Origin of the sequence: Metabacillus litoralis (assembly GCF_020524045.1) — a bacterium.
Lineage (GTDB): Bacteria > Bacillota > Bacilli > Bacillales > Bacillaceae > Metabacillus > Metabacillus litoralis_C.
Map to the genome: position 1 here is coordinate 319,825 of NZ_JAIVKL010000001.1, position 20,316 is coordinate 340,140.

The 20,316-nt window shown below is 34.0% G+C and carries 19 protein-coding genes; all 19 read right to left on the reverse strand.

All coding sequences use genetic code 11. The annotated features are described in order from the left end of the window. Positions 1-7 precede the first annotated feature (7 nt). Positions 8-316 carry a YlxQ family RNA-binding protein gene (locus tag LC076_RS01515; RefSeq protein WP_226665636.1) on the reverse strand — a complete coding sequence of 103 codons (309 nt, stop codon included), beginning with the start codon at positions 314-316 and terminating at the stop codon, positions 8-10. Positions 317-324: 8 nt separating this feature from the next. Further along, entirely contained in the window at positions 325-594 is a 270-nt protein-coding gene (gene rnpM, locus LC076_RS01520) for an RNase P modulator RnpM (RefSeq protein WP_226665638.1), read from the reverse strand. A 13-nt stretch (positions 595-607) separates the two neighbouring features. Beyond that, positions 608-1,738: a transcription termination factor NusA gene (nusA, locus tag LC076_RS01525; RefSeq protein ID WP_226665640.1), complete on the reverse strand. Its 1,131-nt coding sequence runs from the start codon at positions 1,736-1,738 to the stop codon at positions 608-610. Between the two features lie 128 nt (positions 1,739-1,866). Continuing rightward, on the reverse strand, positions 1,867-2,337 hold the full coding sequence (gene rimP, locus LC076_RS01530; protein WP_226665641.1) for a ribosome maturation factor RimP: 471 nt from the start codon (positions 2,335-2,337) through the stop codon (positions 1,867-1,869). A gap of 674 nt (positions 2,338-3,011) precedes the next feature. Next, a complete protein-coding gene (locus LC076_RS01535) occupies positions 3,012-7,325 on the reverse strand; it encodes a PolC-type DNA polymerase III (RefSeq protein ID WP_226665643.1) in 4,314 nt (1,437 codons plus the stop codon). Between the two features lie 243 nt (positions 7,326-7,568). Beyond that, entirely contained in the window at positions 7,569-9,272 is a 1,704-nt protein-coding gene (locus tag LC076_RS01540; protein WP_226665645.1) for a proline--tRNA ligase, read from the reverse strand. 84 nt (positions 9,273-9,356) lie between these two features. Further along, positions 9,357-10,616: an RIP metalloprotease RseP gene (gene rseP / locus LC076_RS01545; protein ID WP_226665647.1), complete on the reverse strand. Its 1,260-nt coding sequence runs from the start codon at positions 10,614-10,616 to the stop codon at positions 9,357-9,359. A 15-nt stretch (positions 10,617-10,631) separates the two neighbouring features. Then, complete coding sequence (locus LC076_RS01550; RefSeq protein ID WP_226665648.1) at positions 10,632-11,780, reverse strand: 1-deoxy-D-xylulose-5-phosphate reductoisomerase; 1,149 nt, start codon at positions 11,778-11,780, stop codon at positions 10,632-10,634. A 233-nt stretch (positions 11,781-12,013) separates the two neighbouring features. Next, positions 12,014-12,817, reverse strand: a complete 804-nt coding sequence (locus LC076_RS01555; RefSeq protein ID WP_226665650.1) for a phosphatidate cytidylyltransferase — start codon at positions 12,815-12,817, stop codon at positions 12,014-12,016. Between the two features lie 17 nt (positions 12,818-12,834). Next, positions 12,835-13,614, reverse strand: a complete 780-nt coding sequence (locus tag LC076_RS01560) for an isoprenyl transferase (RefSeq protein ID WP_226665651.1) — start codon at positions 13,612-13,614, stop codon at positions 12,835-12,837. A 124-nt stretch (positions 13,615-13,738) separates the two neighbouring features. Then, the gene (frr, locus tag LC076_RS01565) at positions 13,739-14,296 is read right to left on the reverse strand and encodes a ribosome recycling factor (RefSeq protein ID WP_226665652.1); all 558 of its coding nucleotides are present in this window, start codon (positions 14,294-14,296) and stop codon (positions 13,739-13,741) included. A gap of 2 nt (positions 14,297-14,298) precedes the next feature. Further along, positions 14,299-15,021: a UMP kinase gene (gene pyrH, locus LC076_RS01570; RefSeq protein WP_226665654.1), complete on the reverse strand. Its 723-nt coding sequence runs from the start codon at positions 15,019-15,021 to the stop codon at positions 14,299-14,301. 327 nt (positions 15,022-15,348) lie between these two features. After that, positions 15,349-16,230, reverse strand: coding sequence for a translation elongation factor Ts (gene tsf, locus LC076_RS01575; RefSeq protein ID WP_226665656.1), 882 nt, complete (start codon positions 16,228-16,230; stop codon positions 15,349-15,351). A gap of 231 nt (positions 16,231-16,461) precedes the next feature. Then, a complete protein-coding gene (rpsB, locus tag LC076_RS01580; RefSeq protein ID WP_146946677.1) occupies positions 16,462-17,163 on the reverse strand; it encodes a 30S ribosomal protein S2 in 702 nt (233 codons plus the stop codon). Positions 17,164-17,379: 216 nt separating this feature from the next. Beyond that, complete coding sequence (locus LC076_RS01585; RefSeq protein ID WP_226665658.1) at positions 17,380-17,913, reverse strand: hypothetical protein; 534 nt, start codon at positions 17,911-17,913, stop codon at positions 17,380-17,382. Positions 17,914-17,919: 6 nt separating this feature from the next. Further along, a complete protein-coding gene (locus tag LC076_RS01590) occupies positions 17,920-18,201 on the reverse strand; it encodes a hypothetical protein (protein ID WP_226665659.1) in 282 nt (93 codons plus the stop codon). 185 nt (positions 18,202-18,386) lie between these two features. After that, entirely contained in the window at positions 18,387-19,154 is a 768-nt protein-coding gene (locus LC076_RS01595) for a FliA/WhiG family RNA polymerase sigma factor (RefSeq protein WP_226665661.1), read from the reverse strand. Between the two features lie 22 nt (positions 19,155-19,176). Further along, positions 19,177-19,677 carry a chemotaxis protein CheD gene (locus LC076_RS01600; RefSeq protein WP_226665663.1) on the reverse strand — a complete coding sequence of 167 codons (501 nt, stop codon included), beginning with the start codon at positions 19,675-19,677 and terminating at the stop codon, positions 19,177-19,179. Beyond that, positions 19,667-20,311 (reverse strand): chemotaxis protein CheC, encoded by a 645-nt coding sequence (locus LC076_RS01605; protein ID WP_226665665.1) that lies wholly within the window; start codon positions 20,309-20,311, stop codon positions 19,667-19,669. The genes LC076_RS01600 and LC076_RS01605 overlap by 11 nt, the downstream gene beginning before the upstream one ends. Positions 20,312-20,316: the final 5 nt, after the last annotated feature.

The following is a 20,316-nucleotide window of genomic DNA, read 5'->3' on the forward strand; positions in this document are numbered from 1 at the left end:
AAGAATATTAATCGAGCAAGGTTTTTAACTTTGCAGCAAAGCCTGCATCACTGATCGCTACGACAACTCTTGCTTCTTTACCAATTGCCTTACCTAATATGTAGCGATCCTCCACTAAAATAAAAGGGATTTCATAGTACTTACATTTATCTGAAACCTTCTTCATTGTATTAGCCGATGCATCTTGGGAAAGAAGAACTAGCTTAGCTTTTTGCTGTCTTATATCTTTAACAACAAGTTCCTCTCCCGAAATAACTTTTCGTGCTCGATTTGCTAAGCCCAATAAGGACATCCATTGTTGTTGCTGCTGTTTCATGTTAATTGTTAGTTCTCCTTCTCAGCCAATTGAAGTAACTCATCATATAAAGATTCTTCAATTTTAGCTTTTAAATGATTGGCAAGAATATCTTTCTTTTTCGCTTGTAAAATACACTCTTTCTCAAGAGTAATATAAGCACCACGCCCATTTTTTTTGCCAGTTAGGTCTACAGAAACATCGCCTTCCTTTGATCTAACAACTCGGACAAGTTCTTTTTTTGTTTTCATCTCTCCTGTTGCAACACATTTACGTAAAGGAATTTTGCGATTGCTCATGAGATCTCACCTCTTATTCACTTAACTCAGGTTCATGTATACTCGTTAAAAGTGGTTCATCGTCATCTTCATAATCAGATTCATTTTTCTCAAGTGGATAAATTCCAGCTTTTTCAGCATCTGATTCACTTTTAATATCTATCTTCCATCCAGTAAGTTTTGCAGCCAAACGTGCGTTTTGACCACGTTTACCAATCGCTAATGATAATTGATAATCTGGTACGATGACAGTCGTTGCTTTTTCTTCTTCATTCACAAGCACTTCAGCCACTTTTGATGGGCTTAAAGCATTTGCCACAAATTCAACTGGATCTTGAGACCATTTCACGATATCTATTTTTTCACCTTTTAATTCATTAACAATTGCCTGTACTCTTTGTCCTTTTGGTCCAACGCAAGAACCTACAGGATCAACTTCAGGGTTATCTGAATGAACAGAGATTTTCGAACGGTCTCCAGCTTCACGAGACACTGATTTTATTTCAACTGTTCCATCATAAATTTCGGGTACTTCAATTTCAAATAGTCTTTTTAAAAGACCAGGATGTGTTCTCGAAACGAAAATTTGTGGACCTTTTGTTGTTTTTTCTACTTTAGTTAAAAAAACCTTTATACGATCGTGTGGTCTATATGTTTCATTTGGCATTTGTTCACTTACAGGTAATAGTGCTTCAATCTTACCTAAACTAACATAGATAAATTTTGAATCAATTCTCTGAACAATACCTGTCATTATATCTTCTTCACGGTCAATAAATTCACTATAAATAACACCTCGTTCAGCTTCACGAACACGTTGTGTAACAACTTGTTTTGCTGTTTGAGCAGCTATACGTCCGAAATCTTTAGGTGTTACTTCCATCTCGATTACGTCATTTACGACATAATTAGGATTGATACCGCGTGCTTCTCCAACTGAGATTTCTAAACGAGGGTCATAAACCTCATCAACAACATCTTTACGAGCATATACCTTCATTGTTCCGGTATCACGATTTAAATCAACACGAACATTTTGTGCTTGATTAAAGTTTCTTTTGTATGCAGAAATTAATGCAGCTTCTATAGCTTCTATAATTATCTCTTTGCTAATGCCTTTTTCCTTTTCTAAAATAGTCAAGGCATCTAATAATTCACTACTCATTTTAACGGCTTCCCCCTTAAAAAATAAGCTCAATACATCTTTCTTCTGTAACCTTTTTAATGAATGAACATAACGAAGAAAAACCTATTTTGCTTACAAATTGTCTTCAAACGACTATTTTATTTTTATTAGAATGTAACCGCTAATCTCGCTTTTGCTACTTTCTCATATGGAATTTCAACCTGTTTTTTTCTAGTTTTAATTGTTACGGTTATTGTAAGTGTTTGACCGTTAAAATCAGTTAAGACACCTTCAAATGTTTTTTCTCCATTAATTGGTTCATATGTCTTTATATGAACTTGCTTTCCAATTGCTTTCTTTACATCTGACTCTTTCTTAAGTGGTCTTTCAGCTCCAGGTGATGAAACCTCTAAAAAATAATTGTGTTGAATCGGATCTAACTCGTCCAATTTCTCACTTAATCTCTCGCTTACTACGCCACATTCTTCAATATCAATACCTTTTTCAGAATCAATAAATAATCGCAAGAACCAGTTAGTACCTTCTTTAACATATTCGATATCTACTAATTCAAGCTTCATATCATCTAAAATAGGCGTGACTAATTCTTCTACTGTTTCTGTAACTTTTTTGCTCATTCTCTTCCTCCTTGCTAAGAAAAGCGCAAGTGCTGTTGTTCGTTTATTTATTTAAAAGTTTTGTCTCTGTTAAAACATTGTTGTTGATTTTCCTTAACTCATTCACCAGGATGTAAACAACACATTAAGCTTTAACACAGCAAAAGTTTAATAAAAAATAAGGCAAAGCACTAGAGCTAGACAATTCTAACAGAAGTAATATGATACTACCTTTATTAGTTGCTGAAAAACCCTGCCTTTTGAGCAGGGAATGAGTATGTACAACACTATCCGAAATGAGGCAATACAATACGAAAGAGTGGGTTTCCCCACTCTCTTTCCTCTGCTTATCGTTAGCATTTCCATTAAAAGCATAACATAACCATGATTTTTATGCAAATTTATCCTGACTATAAAGCAAAGGATCATTTTATTAATTAAGACTGTATTCTCATTCTGCATTACTTTTTAAGAAATACTAGATCGTATCCTTTTCCCTCTCGTTATATGGGATCACTGATGTGAAAATCGACCTTTGCTTAATAACAATAGCAATCAAGTGTCTCAAACTGCCATTCCCGGATAGATGTCATTTTCATTATTCTTTCTTAGGATTAAGCGAACTGTATTTCACTCGGGAATTGAATACCTGTATCTACATTAATACGAGTTTCACACAGTCTTAGAGATAGAAACTAGAATAATGATAACTGATTTTGATCAGGTAATTCATTTAAACACCCGTGAGTTGTTAAATATTCGATAATTGTTTTAGAGACTCTTCCACGCTGTTGAAGATCTTCTTTAGAAAGAAACTCTCCATCTTTTCTTGCATTAACTATATTGATGGCTGCATTTGTTCCTAAGCCAGGAATAGAGTTAAATGGTGGAATCAATGTATTACCATCAATTAGAAACTCTGTTGCACTAGAACGGTAAAGATCAACCTTTTTAAATGAATAACCTCTCTCACACATTTCTAGTGCTAATTCAAGAACAGTTAATAAATTTTTCTCTTTTGGAGAAGCATCTAGGCCTTTTATATTGATTTCTTCAATTTTAGCTTTAATTGGTGTTGATCCTTTAACCATTGTGTCGATATCAAAATCATCTGCTCGGACAGTAAAGTATGCTGAATAATATAAAAGTGCATGATGTACCTTGAAATATGCAATTCTAACTGCCATTAATACATAAGCAGCAGCATGGGCTTTAGGGAACATATATTTAATTTTTAAGCAAGAATCAATATACCAATCTGGCACCTCTTGCTTTTTCATTTCCTCTTCCATTTCATCTGTTAATCCTTTTCCTTTACGAACTGACTCCATAATTTTAAAGGCAAATGAAGGATCTAACCCTTGATAGATAAGGTAAACCATAATATCATCACGGCAACCAATAACTTCACTTAACGTACATGTTTTATTATGAATCAATTCCTGAGCATTTCCCAACCAAACATCCGTTCCGTGTGAAAGGCCAGATATTTGTACAAGCTCTGAAAAGGTAGTTGGTTTTGTATCTTCAAGCATTTGTCGAACAAATCTCGTACCAAACTCCGGGATTCCCAGAGTTCCGGTTTTACACATTATTTGTTCTGATGTAACACCTAACGATTCAGTCCCACTAAAAATTTTCATAACCTCTGGATCATCAGTTGGAATTGTTTTCGGATCAATTCCACTTAAATCCTGAAGCATTCGGATAACAGTAGGGTCATCGTGGCCAAGTATATCAAGTTTCAGTAAATTATCATGAATCGAATGGAAATCAAAATGTGTTGTTTTCCATTCTGAACCTGTTGCATCAGCAGGAAATTGAATTGGCGAGAAGTCATAAATGTCCATATAATCAGGAACAACGATGATACCACCAGGATGTTGACCTGTTGTTCTTTTTACTCCTGTACATCCTTGAACAAGGCGGTCGACTTCTGCACCTCTATGCACAATATTACGATCATTTGCGTAACCTTTTACGTAACCGTAGGCAGTTTTTTCTGCAACAGTACCAATTGTTCCAGCACGATACACATTCTCTTCACCAAAAAGAACTTTTGTATAATTATGTGCTGTTGGTTGATATTCTCCTGAGAAGTTCAAGTCTATATCGGGAACTTTATCCCCTTTAAAGCCTAGAAAGGTTTCGAAAGGAATATCATGGCCATCTTTTTTATATTGTCCCCCACAATGAGGACATTCTTTATTCGGTAAATCAAAACCAGAACCAACAGATCCATCATTAAAAAACTCAGAGTGTTGACAATCAGGACACACATAATGTGGTGGTAATGGATTCACTTCAGTAATTTCCGTCATAGTCGCAACAAATGAAGAACCAACAGATCCACGGGAACCAACTAAATATCCATCATCTAACGACTTCTTCACTAGCTTATGTGAAATTAGATAAATTACTGCAAAACCATGCCCGATAATACTTTTTAATTCTTTTTCTAATCTAGCTTCAACTAACTCAGGTAAGTTTTCTCCGTAAATACTTCTTGCTCTAGAGTAACTCATTTCTCGAACTTCTTCATCAGCACCTTCAATTTTAGGTGTGTAAAGATCGTCTTTAATAGGCTTAATTTCATCAATTAAATCAGCTATTTTATTTGTATTGTCAACGACAATTTCTTTCGCCTTTTCCTTACCTAGAAACGAAAAGCTGTTTAGCATTTCATCTGTCGTTCGAAAATGAACATTTGGGAGTTCATGGCGATTTAAAGGATTCGCTCCACCTTGTGAGCTAACTAGGATTTTACGATAAATTTTATCAACAGGATTTAAATAATGCGCATTACCCGTTGCTACTACTGGCTTTTCTAATTTTTCACCTAGTTTTACAATATTTGTTACGATTTCCTGAAGAGCTACCTCATCTCTAATATAATCTAAATCTATTAAGTGATGATAAACTTCAAGCGGATGAACTTCTAAATAATCATAATATGAAGCAATTTCTTCAACCTCCTCTGGAGACTTTTGCATCATACCTTCAAATACTTCACCTTTGTCACATGCAGAGCCTACTAGAAGACCCTCTCTGTATTTATTTAACTGAGACCTAGGAATACGCGGTACTCGATAAAAATAATTAATATGAGAAATGGATACGAGTTTAAATAAGTTTTTCAAACCTGTCTCATTTTTAGCAAGAATGATTGCATGGTATGGTCGAGAGCGCTGATAAGAGTTACCTTTTCCCATATTGTCATTAAACTGATCGTGGTATTCTATTTCCTTTTCAGCAGAATCCTTTAACATCTTTATTAAAAGATAACCTGTTGCTTCTGCATCATATATTGCCCTGTGATGCTGTGTTAGTTCAATATCAAATTTCTTACACAATGTGTTTAATCGATGGTTTTTCATTTCTGGATAAAGAAAACGACCTAATTCTAGGGTATCAATTACAGGATTCTTAGCTTTTCCTACACCAAGAAGCTTTTTATACCCTACATTTAAAAAGCCCATGTCAAAACTAGCATTGTGTGCAACTAAAATATCATGTCCTATCCATTCTTTGAATTTTTGTAGGACCTCATCAACATTCGGTGCTGTTACTACCATATCATCGGTAATACCAGTCAGCTCAATTGTCGTTGCAGATAATGGATGATGAGGATTAGCGAAGGATTCAAATCGATCAATGATTTCCCCACCACGAATTTTAACCGCTGCTAACTCGATAATGGTATCATAAACAGCCGAAAGTCCGGTTGTCTCAACATCAAACACAACATATGTTTCATCAGGTAAAAATCGATGCTCATCATTATAAGCTATTGGAACACCATCGTTTACAAGATTAATTTCTACTCCATATAATACTTTAACCCCATTTTTTTTACCCGCTGAATAAGCTTCAGGAAAAGATTGGGCAACTGCATGATCTGTTAAAGCTATCGCTTTATGGCCCCATTTTTTTGCTTGTTCTATATACTTACTAACAGAAGTTACAGCATCCATTTGACTCATCGGAGAGTGAAGATGAAGTTCTACTCTTTTTTCATCTTCTGGTGCTTGATCTTGTCTTTCTCTAGGAGAAATTTCATTAATATCATTTGCAATCATAACTAGATCTCGAACAAATGTATCATTTTGAATACTTCCTCTAACCTTAAGCCACATCCCTTTTTTAACAGCTTGGACTAATGCAGCATCTTCTTTATCTCTAGCAAACATTTTCACAAGTATAGAGCTTGTATAATCGGTAATTTTAAAAGTTAGTAATGTTCTACCACTACGTAGCTCTCTTGTTTCAGCATCAAATACATAACCTTGAATGGCAATTCTTCTTTCTTCATCTTCAATGGAAACAAGAGTGCGAAGATCTTCATCATCTTTAATTGTATACCCAATCGTTAAAGGTCCAGTGATTTGAGGTATTGCAGACTCTTCACGTTCTGCATTTTCCATCTCTGTTAATGCTTGAAAACCTCTTTCCTTGTCTTCTTGTAGCTTTTGTGCTTGGAACTGTTTAACTTCCTCTTCACTTACAGCAATCGTTGTATCCAATTGGAATATTGGAAAACCAAACTGTTGAAAGCTCTCTTGAATTAATGAAGCATATTTACGTTTAATTGTCATTGCTTCTGTATCGTTTCTCGTTTTAATCAATACCTTAACGCCTTGAACAGTTGGTTTTTGTTCGTTTAATAAGGAAAGCATCGGTGGAGATATTCCATCCATTTGCTGAATACAGATTGACCAATAATCTTGTACTAACTTTTCATCAAAAGCTTGATCAACTGTTTCAAAAGAAAAAGTTACATCTGCTATATGAGAAAATGCTTTTGTTATTTTCGAATAAAATAATTGATATATATTAAACGGGAGGATCTTTTCGAATCGAAAATGAAAATGCCATTTCTTTATTTGTTTGTGCACAGTTAATTTTGCAATAGAGCCATTTTTAAAATGAACTACAGATGCATCTTCAGTTAAATTTATTTGTTGTAGCAGAAGTTGAAACCGCTCAATTTGATTTGTTTGTATTTCCATGTCTTATCCCCTCTCCATGAAGGTACTTTCTACGATAAATATATACTAGCAATCACAACTGAAGAGGCTGCCTCATTTTTATAGACATCATATGTCCATTCACTCGAGTCAGCCTCTTCTCGTCTTATCATTTATCTATTTTAACATGCTTTTTCACTTGCTGTAAGCTTTTTATAATATCTGAATTTAGTAGTCATTTAATTAATGTACTTCCAAAAACTTAGGAAGTCATTATCTTCATCATTACTTACTTAAAATTTGCACCAATTTTTCCGCAAGCTCGTCTGTTCTTACTTCAAATGATTCGCCAGATTTTCGTAATTTCACCTCTACAATACCTTCATCAGCTTTTTTACCAACTGTAATTCGAACAGGTAATCCAATAAGATCTGAGTCAGCAAATTTTACACCTACGCGTTCTTGACGATCGTCTAGAAGTACTTCATAACCATTCTCACTAAAATCTTGATATAATTTATCTGCAAGTTCTCTTTGAGAATCATTTTTTACATTAACTGGTATAATATGAATACTAAATGGAGCAATATCATCTGGCCATACAATTCCATTCTCATCATTATGTTGTTCAATAATCGCTGCTAACGTTCTAGAAACACCAATCCCATAACATCCCATAATCATAGGTTGAGCACGACCGTTTTCATCTAAGAATGTTGCGTTCATAGCTTCACTATATCTAGTACCTAGTTTAAACACATGACCAACTTCAATCCCCTTAGCAAACTGAATAATTCCTTCACCATCTGGTGATAGATCTCCCTCTTGAATAAAGCGTAAATCTTCAAATTTAGAGACTTCTGTATCACGTTCAATGTTGACCCCTTTATAATGGAAGTTCTCCTCATTTGAACCACATACACCGTTCATTACCGCTGCTACAGCATGGTCTGCGACAACTTCTACATCATCTGAAACATTTATAGGACCTACAAAACCAGGTACACAATTTAATAATGTCTTTGTTTCATCCGCTGTTGCTAACTCTATAACAGAAGCATTATAAAGATTTTTAACCTTTATATCGTTTATTTCATGATCACCACGAACAAGAACTAATACAAATTTGTCATCAACTTTAAATAAGATTGATTTAATACATTGATCTTTTGGAATATCAAGGAAAGATGAAATTTCTTCAATCGTTCTTTGATTAGGTGTTTCAATTTTTTCTAGTTCATTCTCAGATTCACTGGATTTTTCATATTTTGCAATGACAGGAGCCATCTCTACATTTGCAGCATATTGAGATGTGTCAGAGTAGGCAATTGTATCTTCACCAATATCTGATAACACCATAAATTCATGCGTATCAGTACCACCCATCGCACCTGAATCAGCGATAACAGCCCTAAAATTCAAGCCACAACGAGTAAAAACATTTTGATAGGCGTTGAACATCTTTTCATAGCCCTCATCTAAGCTATCATTTGTAGCATGGAATGAGTAGGCATCTTTCATAATAAATTCACGTCCTCGTAATACTCCAAAGCGAGGACGCTTCTCATCTCGAAACTTTGTCTGAATTTGGTATAAAGCTAGCGGTAATCTCTTATATGATTTTATTTCATCACGAACTAAGCTTGTAATCATTTCCTCATGAGTAGCCCCTAGAGCAAAATCTCGATTATGGCGATCTTTTAATCTCATTAATTCTGGACCATAAGAATACCAACGTCCAGATTCTTGCCAAAGCTCAGCTTGTTGTAATGCAGGCATTAATAATTCTGACGCACCTGCAGAATTCATTTCTTCCCTAACAATTTGCTCAATCTTTTTAAGGACCTTATGAGCTAATGGTAAATAACTATACACACCACTTGTGTTTTGTCTAATAAATCCTGCTCGTAGCATTAGCTGGTGACTTTTCACTTCAGCATCAGCTGGAATTTCTCTAAGAGTAGGGATAAACATCATACTTTGTTTCATAACGAGCACCTCTATTTATTATTAAACTTTTGATATTTTTATTATGAGCAGTATTATCCAATACGAATCTGCCCCTAATTTATTTTATAGGAATAATCGTTGAATATCATTCCAAGTAACAACTAGCATTAATAGCATAAGTAAGGAAAATCCAATAAAATGAACGATTCCTTCCTTTTGTCGATCAATAGGCTTACCTCTCAACGCTTCTACAAATAAGAACAAGAGACGTCCACCATCTAAGGCAGGAATTGGTAGTAAATTTACAATCCCTAAATTAATACTTAAAAGAGCAGCCCATCTAAGTAAATTACTTGTACCTGATTCAGCAACTTGATCTGTCATATCATATATACCAACAGGACCAGATAGCATATCAATTGAAAACTGTCCTGTAATCAATTTTCCAAAACCAATTAGTATTTCTTTTGTCCATGAATATGTTTCAACAAATCCATATTTTAAAGAACTTATAAATGATTTATCAACAGGATTATAAGCACCAATTCTACCTATTGTTTCTTCCCCAACCTTAGCTGCATCAGGTACAACTTCAAAGCTTAAAATCTCTCCTCCACGCTCAACTTCAAATGATAATTCTGTTTCTGGATTTTCTTGAATGATTTTAACTACTTCCCCCCAAGAAGAAGTTGAATCACCTTCTATTGAATAGATAATATCTCCTTCTTGTAAACCTGATTCTTTCGCAGACCCATCCTCAGTTAATTGCCCTAATTTCGGATCATCTACAGGTGCACCTTGAAGAAGACCCAGAGAAAATAATATGACAAATGCTAACAAGAAATTCATTGCAGGTCCAGCAAATATTGCGGTAATTCTTTGACCTACAGTTTTTGATTGAAATTGACGATTGTATGGAGCGATTTGTATTTCTTGACCATCAACTATAAAATATGAAGTTTCGCTAACATCAAATCTCTTAATAAACTCTTCTTCGCCATGCTCGTAACCTGAAATAAACATATTATGCTCTAAATCAACATTCTCTACTTCAATTACTCTTGCATTTGGATACTTTTCCTTATTATTCAAAATAATTTTTTCTACTTGATCATCTTTATTAAAAAGTAGTCCTACATTATGACCAGGCTTTACTTCAATAACCTCAGGATCTTCTCCCGCCATTCGAACAAAGCCACCAATTGGTAACAAGCGAATTGTATAGATTGTTTCATTCTTTTTAAAAGATAAAATTTTCGGTCCAAAACCAATGGCAAATTCTCGACAAAGAATTCCTGCTTTATTCGCAAAAATTAGATGTCCTAGCTCATGAAAAAAAACAAGAGCACCGAAAATAAGAACAAAAGCTATCACTGTATTCATACTGTATGACCACCCTTATGAGATTAATGTTTGTACAAAATTTCGTGTTAGTTGATCAACTTCTTGAATCTGTTCTAAACCTGGATGTGCGATGCTTTCATGCTTATCCAAAGCCCTCTCAATGCAATCCTCTATTTGAAGAAATTTAATTTCCCCCTTTAAGAAAGCCGCGACAGCTTCTTCGTTAGCTGCATTTAAAACAGTTGGCATTGTTCCACCTATTTTACCTGATTCATAGGCATATTGTAAGCATTTATACCTCTTAAAATCAGCTTTTTCAAAATGAAGCTTTCCTATTTCCCATAATTCAAGTCTTTTCGATTTTTCTAATGGCAATCTATCTGGATATGTTAAAGCATATTGAATAGGCCCTCTCATATCCGGTGTACCTAGTTGTGCCTTTATACTACGATCTTGAAACTCTACCAAAGAATGAATGATACTCTCTTTATGTAATAATACATCTATTTTATGATAAGGCATATTGAATAACCAATGTGCCTCAATAACTTCCAAGCCTTTATTCATCATTGTTGCAGAATCAATGGTAATTTTAGCACCCATAGACCAATTCGGATGATTAAGTGCCTCTTTAACTGTTACATCTTGGAGTTCTTCTCTACTTTTATCGCGAAAGCTCCCCCCGGAAGCTGTAACAATTAAGCGATCAATGGTTTTATCAGTTTCCCCTTGAAGACATTGAAATATAGCAGAATGTTCACTATCAACCGGTAACAACTTTACATTATGCTTTGCTGCATACTCAGTTACTAAATGACCTGCTGTCACAAGAGTTTCTTTGTTCGCTATTGCAATTGTGATATTATTTTCAATCGCCTTCAATGTAGGAACTAAACCTACACTACCTACAACAGCATTGACTAGACAATCAACTCCATCATAAATCGCTGCTTCAATAAGAGCATTATCTCCATAACCGAATTTCACGTTACTAGAAAAATGCAATTTTAGTGTCTCGTATGTTTCTTTGTCTTTAACAGCTACAAAGGAAGGCTGAAATTTAGAAATGATCTCAATTCCTAGCTTAATATTACTTCCAAATGACATTGCAACAAGGGTAAATTGTTCTGGATGTGATTGTATAACATCTAAAGTTTGAGTTCCGATTGAACCTGTAGCACCTAATAAACTAATCTTCTTCACAAATTCACTTCCAATCAAATAAGAATGCACAATGATGCGGGTCCATTTTTCCCATTAAAAATAAGAGGGAATTTTCATTTAAGTATTGATACAATTTTAAAACGATTATTCTTGTTTAAAAACACGTTCCATTGAAGCGAAAGATGCCTTCTTACCAAGGCAGCTAGGCTTTATAACTTGTGAAGGGTAACCAAAATCCCTTTAGTTTGACAGGAAAATATAACAAAAACTTTCTACTTAAAAAGAATCAGCATAAAATGTAATAGTGGTAAAACGAATAGTAAACTATCAAAGCGATCTAAAATACCACCATGTCCTGGTAAAATTGTACCAGAATCTTTTACTTGATAATGCCTTTTTAAAGCAGATTCAACAAGATCACCAATTTGACCAAAAACCGAAAGAAATGCTGTCATGATAATAACGATAAAAATATTATCTAAAATCCCAGTAAAATAATGATAAATACAAGCAAAAATCACGGCAAATAAGACTCCACCAACTGCACCTTCAATTGTTTTATTAGGGCTAATCTCAGGCCAAAGTTTATTTTTCCCCATCGCACGTCCTACAAAATATGCACCAGAATCTGTTACCCATATCAATAATAATGCATAAAATATAAGTTCTAGACCACCTTGCAAATCAGAATTTCTAGTTTCAATAAGAAAATAAAATCCTATTCCTAAATAGAAAATAGCAATAACAACAAATCCCACATCATCAAACGTGAATTTATTTTTTGTAACAACTGTATAGGTTAACAGTAAAAGTAAAGCTAATAATGCAAATTCAGCTTTTGAAAATTGATCGTTTAATACTGTTATATAAGTATTCGGTAATAATAGAACCCATAATATTAATAAACTGACTAGCCCTGGAAAACTAACTAGTGATATTTTTTTCATTTTTAATAATTCATATAATGCAATTGATGCTAGCAAGTATACAAATATGGTAAATGGCAGCTTTCCATAAATAACAAACGGAAGGAATAAAGCTGCAGCTAAGATTGCTGTTAAAATTCGTTGTTTCATTTTTTAGTTCATCACCTTTAAATACCACCAAATCTTCTTCCTCGTTGTTGGTATGTGTAAATTGCCTGTAAAAGGCATTGTTCATTAAAGTCAGGCCAAAGTACTTCAGTAAACCAAAATTCCGTATAAGCAAGCTGCCAAAGCATGAAATTACTCAATCTAATTTCACCACTTGTGCGAATCAATAAATCAGGATCCCTTAATGACTGTGTCATCAAATATGATGAAAATAAAGTTTCATCAATAGAGTTACTTTCTAAAGAGCCATTTTCTACATTCTTTGCTATTTCTTGCACAGCTGTAATGATTTCTGTTCGACTACCATAATTTAAGGCAAAATTCAAAACAAGTCCTTTATTATTTTTTGTCTCTTTTATCGCCTTTTCTATCGCGTTAAATGTATGCTTAGGTAGTTTACTTTTATCTCCCATAATTCTCACCTGGACATTTTCTTTAACTAATTCAGGTAAGTAAGTATTTAAAAATTCTTCAGGGAGCTTCATAAGATAATCGACTTCGGTTTTAGGCCTTTTCCAATTTTCTGTAGAAAACGCATATAATGTTAATGCTTTAACGCCAAGTTCATTTGCTTGCTTTGTAATTTTGCGGACAACCTTCATTCCTTCATGATGACCTGCAATTCTTGGAAGTGCACGTTTCTTTGCCCATCGGCCATTACCATCCATAATAATTGCAATATGATTTGGTATTTCTCCCTTTAAAATATCCTCTTTGCTGATTTCTTTTTCGTTAAAAGGTTGAGGACTTCCTTTTAACTTTCTAAATAATTTGAGCATGTGATTCCTCCATCACCCAATAATTCATGATCTCTTTATACCATGATTATGTTAACAGTATTAACAAAAAAACCCCCTGTAAACGTTAGAGGGTCTTTCATTACTTATTGTACATATATTCTTCTTAAACTTCCATGATTTCTTTTTCTTTATCTTTTGCAACATTGTCTACTTTAACAATAAATTCATCTGTTAACTTTTGGATGTTTTCTGTGTTACCTCTTAGTTCATCCTCAGTAATTTCACCATTTTTTTCAAGTTTTTTCAAATCATCATTTCCATCACGTCTAACATTTCGAACCGCAACTTTAGCTTCTTCAGCGTATTTCTTCACTAATTTTACTAGCTCTTTACGTCTTTCTTCTGTAAGGGCAGGAATCGATAAACGAATAATAGAACCGTCATTAGAAGGTGTTATACCTAAGTCTGATTTTTGAATAGCTTTTTCAATGTCGCCTAAAACCGTCTTATCATAAGGCTGAATGACTAATAGGCGAGCTTCTGGAACACTTATTGAAGCGAGTTGATTAACAGGGGTAGGAGCACCATAATAATCAACAGATAATTTATCTAATAAATTTGCACTAGCGCGCCCAGCTCTAATTGATGCTAATTCACGACTAAGAGAACCAACTGCTTTTTCCATTTTTTCTTTTGTACTTGCTAATACTTGTTTAGCCAAAGTTATTTCCCCCTTACAATTGTTCCGATATTTTCACCAACAACTACACGTTTGATGTTTCCTTCTTCCATTATCGAAAATACGATTAAAGGAATATCGTTATCCATACATAAAGATGACGCAGTAGAATCCATCACAGCTAATCCTTCTTTTAATACATCTAAGTAAGATAATGTTTCATACTTTACTGCATCTTTATTTAATCTAGGATCAGCGTTATAAACACCATCTACGTTGTTTTTAGCCATTAAAATAACATCTGCTTCAATTTCTGCTGCACGTAAAGCAGCAGTCGTATCTGTTGAGAAATATGGATTTCCAGTTCCAGCTGCAAAAATAACAACTCGTTTTTTCTCTAAATGACGAATAGCTTTTCTTCTTATGTAAGGCTCAGCAACTTGTCTCATCTCAATTGAAGTTTGAACTCGAGTTTGAATTCCAAGTGTTTCAAGACTATCTTGTAAAGCCAGAGAATTCATCACTGTAGCAAGCATTCCCATATAATCAGCAGTAGCACGATCCATGCCCATTTCACTACCAATTTTACCACGCCAAATATTTCCACCGCCTACTACTACAGCAACCTCAACATCTAACTCAGCTATTTCTTTTACTTGTTTTGCAATTGATTGGATGACAGATGGATTGATACCAAAACCATTATCACCAGCTAGTGCTTCACCACTTAATTTAAGTACAATTCGTTGATATTTTGGTTTACTCATGATTACCTCCAACTCTAGTTCCGCTTATAATTAAGCGTTAACGGCTCGCTATAGCCACAGATGGGATAAGCGGTTCATTAATAGAAGGTACTTTATCCTTCTATTAATGGGCAGCTTATATTTTTATTAGTTACCTTTAGTATCTATTTAAATTTCAAAAGCCTATTCTAAAGAATATTGCTCATTATGCTTATAATAGAGTCCTTAAAACACCAATCTTTATGAAATAGCTTTTTTCAAAAGAAGGGAACACACAACTGTGTTCCCTTTTTCATTTTCAAACATCATAATCTAACCAATCAACTATGATTAGATTAAACATGAAGATTATTTTTTAACTTGGCTCATTACTTCTTCAGCAAAGTTGTCTTGACGTTTTTCAATACCTTCTCCAACTTCATAACGAATAAATGTATTTACTGTTCCACCTTTTGATTCAACAAATTGTTTTACTTTTTGATCTGGATTTTTAACAAAGCTTTGATCTAGTAAACAAATATCTTCAAAGTATTTTCCTAGACGACCTTCAACCATTTTAGCTACGATGTTTTCAGGTTTACCTTCGTTAAGAGCTTGTTCAGTTAAAATTTTACGCTCATGCTCTGCTTCTTCTGCAGATACTTGATCACGTGAAACATATTTAGGGTTAACAGCAGCAATGTGCATTGCAACATCTTTAGCAGCACTTTCATCGGTAGTACCCTCTAATAAAGTTAAAACACCAATACGTCCGCCCATATGTAAGTAGGCACCGAAAGAATCGTTATCAGTTTTCGATACAATTGTAAAACGACGAAGAGTGATTTTTTCACCAATTTTTGCAATTGCAGAATTGATGTAATCAGCTATTGTTGTTCCATTATCCATTGTTTCTGTTAATGCTGCTTCTGCATTTGCAGGCTTTTTCGCTAATAAGAAATCAGCTAATCCATTGATTAATTCTTTGAAGCCATCATTTTTCGCAACGAAATCTGTTTCTGAGTTAACTTCTAAAATGACTGCCTCATTACCACTTACTTTTACTAAAGTAGAACCTTCTGCAGCAATACGGTCAGCTTTTTTAGCTGCTTTAGCAATTCCTTTTTCACGTAGATAATCAATTGCTTGTTCTAAATCTCCATTTGTTTCTGTTAGTGCTTTTTTACAATCCATCATTCCTGCGCCTGTTTTTTCTCGTAATTCTTTTACCATTTGTGCAGTTACTGCCATAACGGTATTCCTCCTTAAGGTTAATTAAATTTATTTTATTGTACATTAGCAAGGGTTACTGATCAGAACTTAATCAAACGAAATCTCTATGTCGGGTGATTCACTATTGATATTGGTTTTATTATATCCAAAACAATAGGCTCTGAATAATGAAACTCCCATAAAGTTATATGTAGCTTACTTCAAAAAAAGGTGATAAAAGGCTAATTCCCCCTTATCACCTTTTGCACATTAAGCAGGTGTAGTTTCTTCACCTTGTTTAGATTCTAAAATTGCATCTGCAATTTTTGCAGTTAGAAGCTTAACAGCACGGATTGCATCATCATTTGCAGGGATAACGTAATCAATTTCATCTGGATCACAGTTTGTATCAACGATACCAACGATCGGAATGTTTAATTTACGAGCTTCTGCTACTGCGATACGCTCTTTACGAGGATCGATAATAAATAATGCATCTGGTAATTGCTTCATGTCTTTAATTCCGCCTAGGAATTTTTCAAGACGCTCAAGCTCTTTTTTAAGTTGTACAACTTCTTTTTTAGGAAGTACTTCAAATGTACCATCTTCCTGCATTCTTTGAATATCTTTAAGACGTTTAATACGTTTTTGGATTGTTTCAAAGTTAGTTAAAGTACCACCTAACCAACGTTGGTTAACAAAGTACATTCCAGAACGTTCTGCTTCTTCTTTAACAGAATCCTGTGCTTGTTTTTTTGTACCTACGAATAGGATTGTACCGCCTTCTGCTCCAAGTTCTTTAACGAATTTGTAAGCTTCTTCAACCTTTTTAACAGTTTTTTGAAGGTCGATGATATAAATTCCGTTACGCTCTGTGAAGATGTAACGTTTCATTTTTGGGTTCCAACGGCGAGTTTGATGACCGAAGTGAACACCAGCTTCAAGCAATTGCTTCATAGATATTACTGACATGTGTTTGTTCCTCCTAATGGTTTTGATCTCCTCCGCTTACATCATCTTTAAACAAAACTGTTATTTTAACTATTTGTTAAAAACAGCACCAATGCTTAAATCTATAAGCGTGTGTATTAACACCAAAAATTAATATACCATATCGAAATATGACAATCAAGGTTTAAGTGAAACTTCTTTTGTAATTAATTGTCGATATAGTATTGTGATCTTCAGTTATTGACGAAATTTCAGAATAAGCTCAATCTCTGTTTTTCCTTTATTAAACTTTTTAGCAATTTGTTCTATACTAAGACCATTTTCAAATAGATTTAAAACTTCAATTTCAAAGGGTATTTTTTCACTTTTAGGAGTTTTGCTGATTTCAAGTGTATCTTTAACGTCTTCTATTTTACTTAAATGCTTAGGTAACATCTCTTCAGAATCATTTGCTAAATTATCTAGCTTAGTGTCAAAATTTTTTGGTTTAATAACTTCCTTATTATTTTGGCTATTTTGATTTCCATTGAGATTTACATTTGGAGTCGATATTGGAGATTTGTTAGTTAATTGCTGTATAAGTCGGTCATTTTCATCTTTCATCTCGATTAAGAAACTTGTCATCGAGTTTTCTGTTTCTTCTAGAATCTTTCTTTGATTGTCAGACAAATTTTTCATTGTAGAGTATTTCATATATAAAACCACGATAAAATAAAAAGCTACTACATGAAGTAGTAAACTTATCAAAATTAATATAGTCGTAATAAACATCCTCTCTTAACCAAAAAAATCAATGTTTTTTCCTTTATAAGGATGATCAAGATTGTCTTCTTCTATTTGCTCTTCTTTCTGCTTTTTCTCTTCTTTATGTTGTTGGTTTGATTGTTCCTTCTTTAAATGAAGCTTTTCACTTTCAGTATTTTCTTGGACTTGTGTCCTTTTTAAGTCTACTTGTTTTTGTAGAGAATTTGCAAGTTGATCTTGGCTAAGTTGACTTCTTTGATTTAATTGTTCCTGTACCTTTGCTGCATCATGTGTACGTGGAAGAGCAATTTGCATCTCAATACTTTTGAAACTCAGAATGAATCACACCTTTTTATCTCTGTAAGCTACTATTCATTCGTCGATCTCATGGTGTTAAATCCTGAAGAAAGAAATAAATAACAATCACTTACAATAAGATCGAAGTATTCCCACAAATTTATTACAAAGTTACCAAATTACTTCATTTTAACAAAAAAATTCTAATGAACAACATTTTCAAGTATCTTTCTTAACTTAAACAATGCTTTTGAATGTATTTGTGAAATTCTAGAAGTTGATAAATTCATAACTTGACCAATTTCAGTTAATGTTAATTCTTCTTTGTAGAAAAAACTAATAACTAATTGTTCTTTTTCACTTAACTGAGTAATAACTTCAGACAATTTGTCAATTAACTCCTCTTTTATTAATTTCTCATCAGGAGTTTCCTGGTTATCATCCTTAATTGTAAAACCTAATGTTTCTCCATCATCCTGGTCAAACATTTGATCATCTATTGACAACACATTGGCAAAAAAACCTTCATTTATAACTGTTACAACTTCGCCTTCAGTTAACCCTAATTCCGCAGCAATTTCTTGTGGTGTGACATTTCTCAAATGCTTTTGTTCTAGCTTTACGATTGTTGCCTCAACCTTTTTGGCCTTATCGCGAGAACTTCTTGGTAACCAATCTTCTCTACGAAGGCCATCAATAATCGCACCTCTTACTCGAAATGAAGCATAAGTATCAAATTTCAAATCACGATTTGGATCAAACTTTTCTAATGCATCATATAATCCAAATAAGCCTAAGCTCATTAAATCATCTTTATTAACACTTTTGGGAAGTCCTACTGAAATTCGTTGAACATGATAAGAAACAAGGGGCATGTACTTTTTTATGAGAACATCACCTGCATAAGAATCACGAACATCTATCCATTTTTGCCATATCATTTGCTCATCAGTTAAAATTGTTTGTGACATTTCAATCCCCCTCATCATGATATTAAATAACTTTTGTACCTTGATTGACTGTTCGAATCATTAATTCACATGTTTCAGGATTAAACTCGATTGTGCGTCCACTATTCCCACCTACATCTTCACTTAATAGGTTAATATGATTAGCTTGCAGAATTTGTTTAATAGCTTCCACATTTCTTGGACCTATTCTCATCATATCGCTAGCAGATTGGAATTGAAACATCTGTGCTCCACCAGCCATTTTTGCCTGAAGCGACCTTATTTTTGCACCTGCGTCGGTTAAATGACTAATTAACATCGGAATAGCAGTATCAGCATACTTTGCATGATTAAAAGAGTCCTTATTGGCAAGTGAAGAATCAGGAAGCATAATATGAGCTAAACCAGCAATTTTATTAATCTTGTCAAATAAAATAAGACCGACACAAGAACCCAATCCCGATGTTCGAATATGATTTGGCATTTTCACTATATTTAAATCCGCAATACCAACTTTAATAATCTCTGGTGATTCAAGTTTCATTTGAAACACCTAATGCATCAAATAATTTATTAAAGGAGTCAGGATCAGGTAAAAGGAAAAAGTGCCCTTTTACCTGATCGCTTTCAAGTTGATCTTCTTCTTTAATCACTGTATCAATCATTATTGCATAATCACTTACATGAGATAGCTCTATTAGACCATGACTAATAACTGCTCCAAACATATCAACGGTAAACGCAGGTACAGACGGATAGATTGTGAGATTCGTAAGATCAGATAATGATGAAAGATAAGATCCTGTTAAGATATTTCCGAGTTCTTGAAATGCTGATAAACCTAATTCATTATCAACTGATTTTGTTGAAAATGAAAAGCTTGGATCATTGATTAATTGTTGAATAAATCTTTCAGCCTGTTCGATACTTAGTACAAAAAAGAGAGAACCCGGAATGTCACCTTCCATTCTTAAAAAAACACTTGCAATCACAACATCAGGTCCACCTAAACGTTCCATTAACTCGTTAAAGGAAACTACTTTTACATCTGGCACATTCATATCTATTTTCTTGTTTAAAAGTTTTGATAGTGATGTTGCCGAATGACCCGCTCCAATGTTACCGATTTCTTTTAACACATCTAAATGATCTGCTGATATTTCCCCAATAATATCCATAGGTA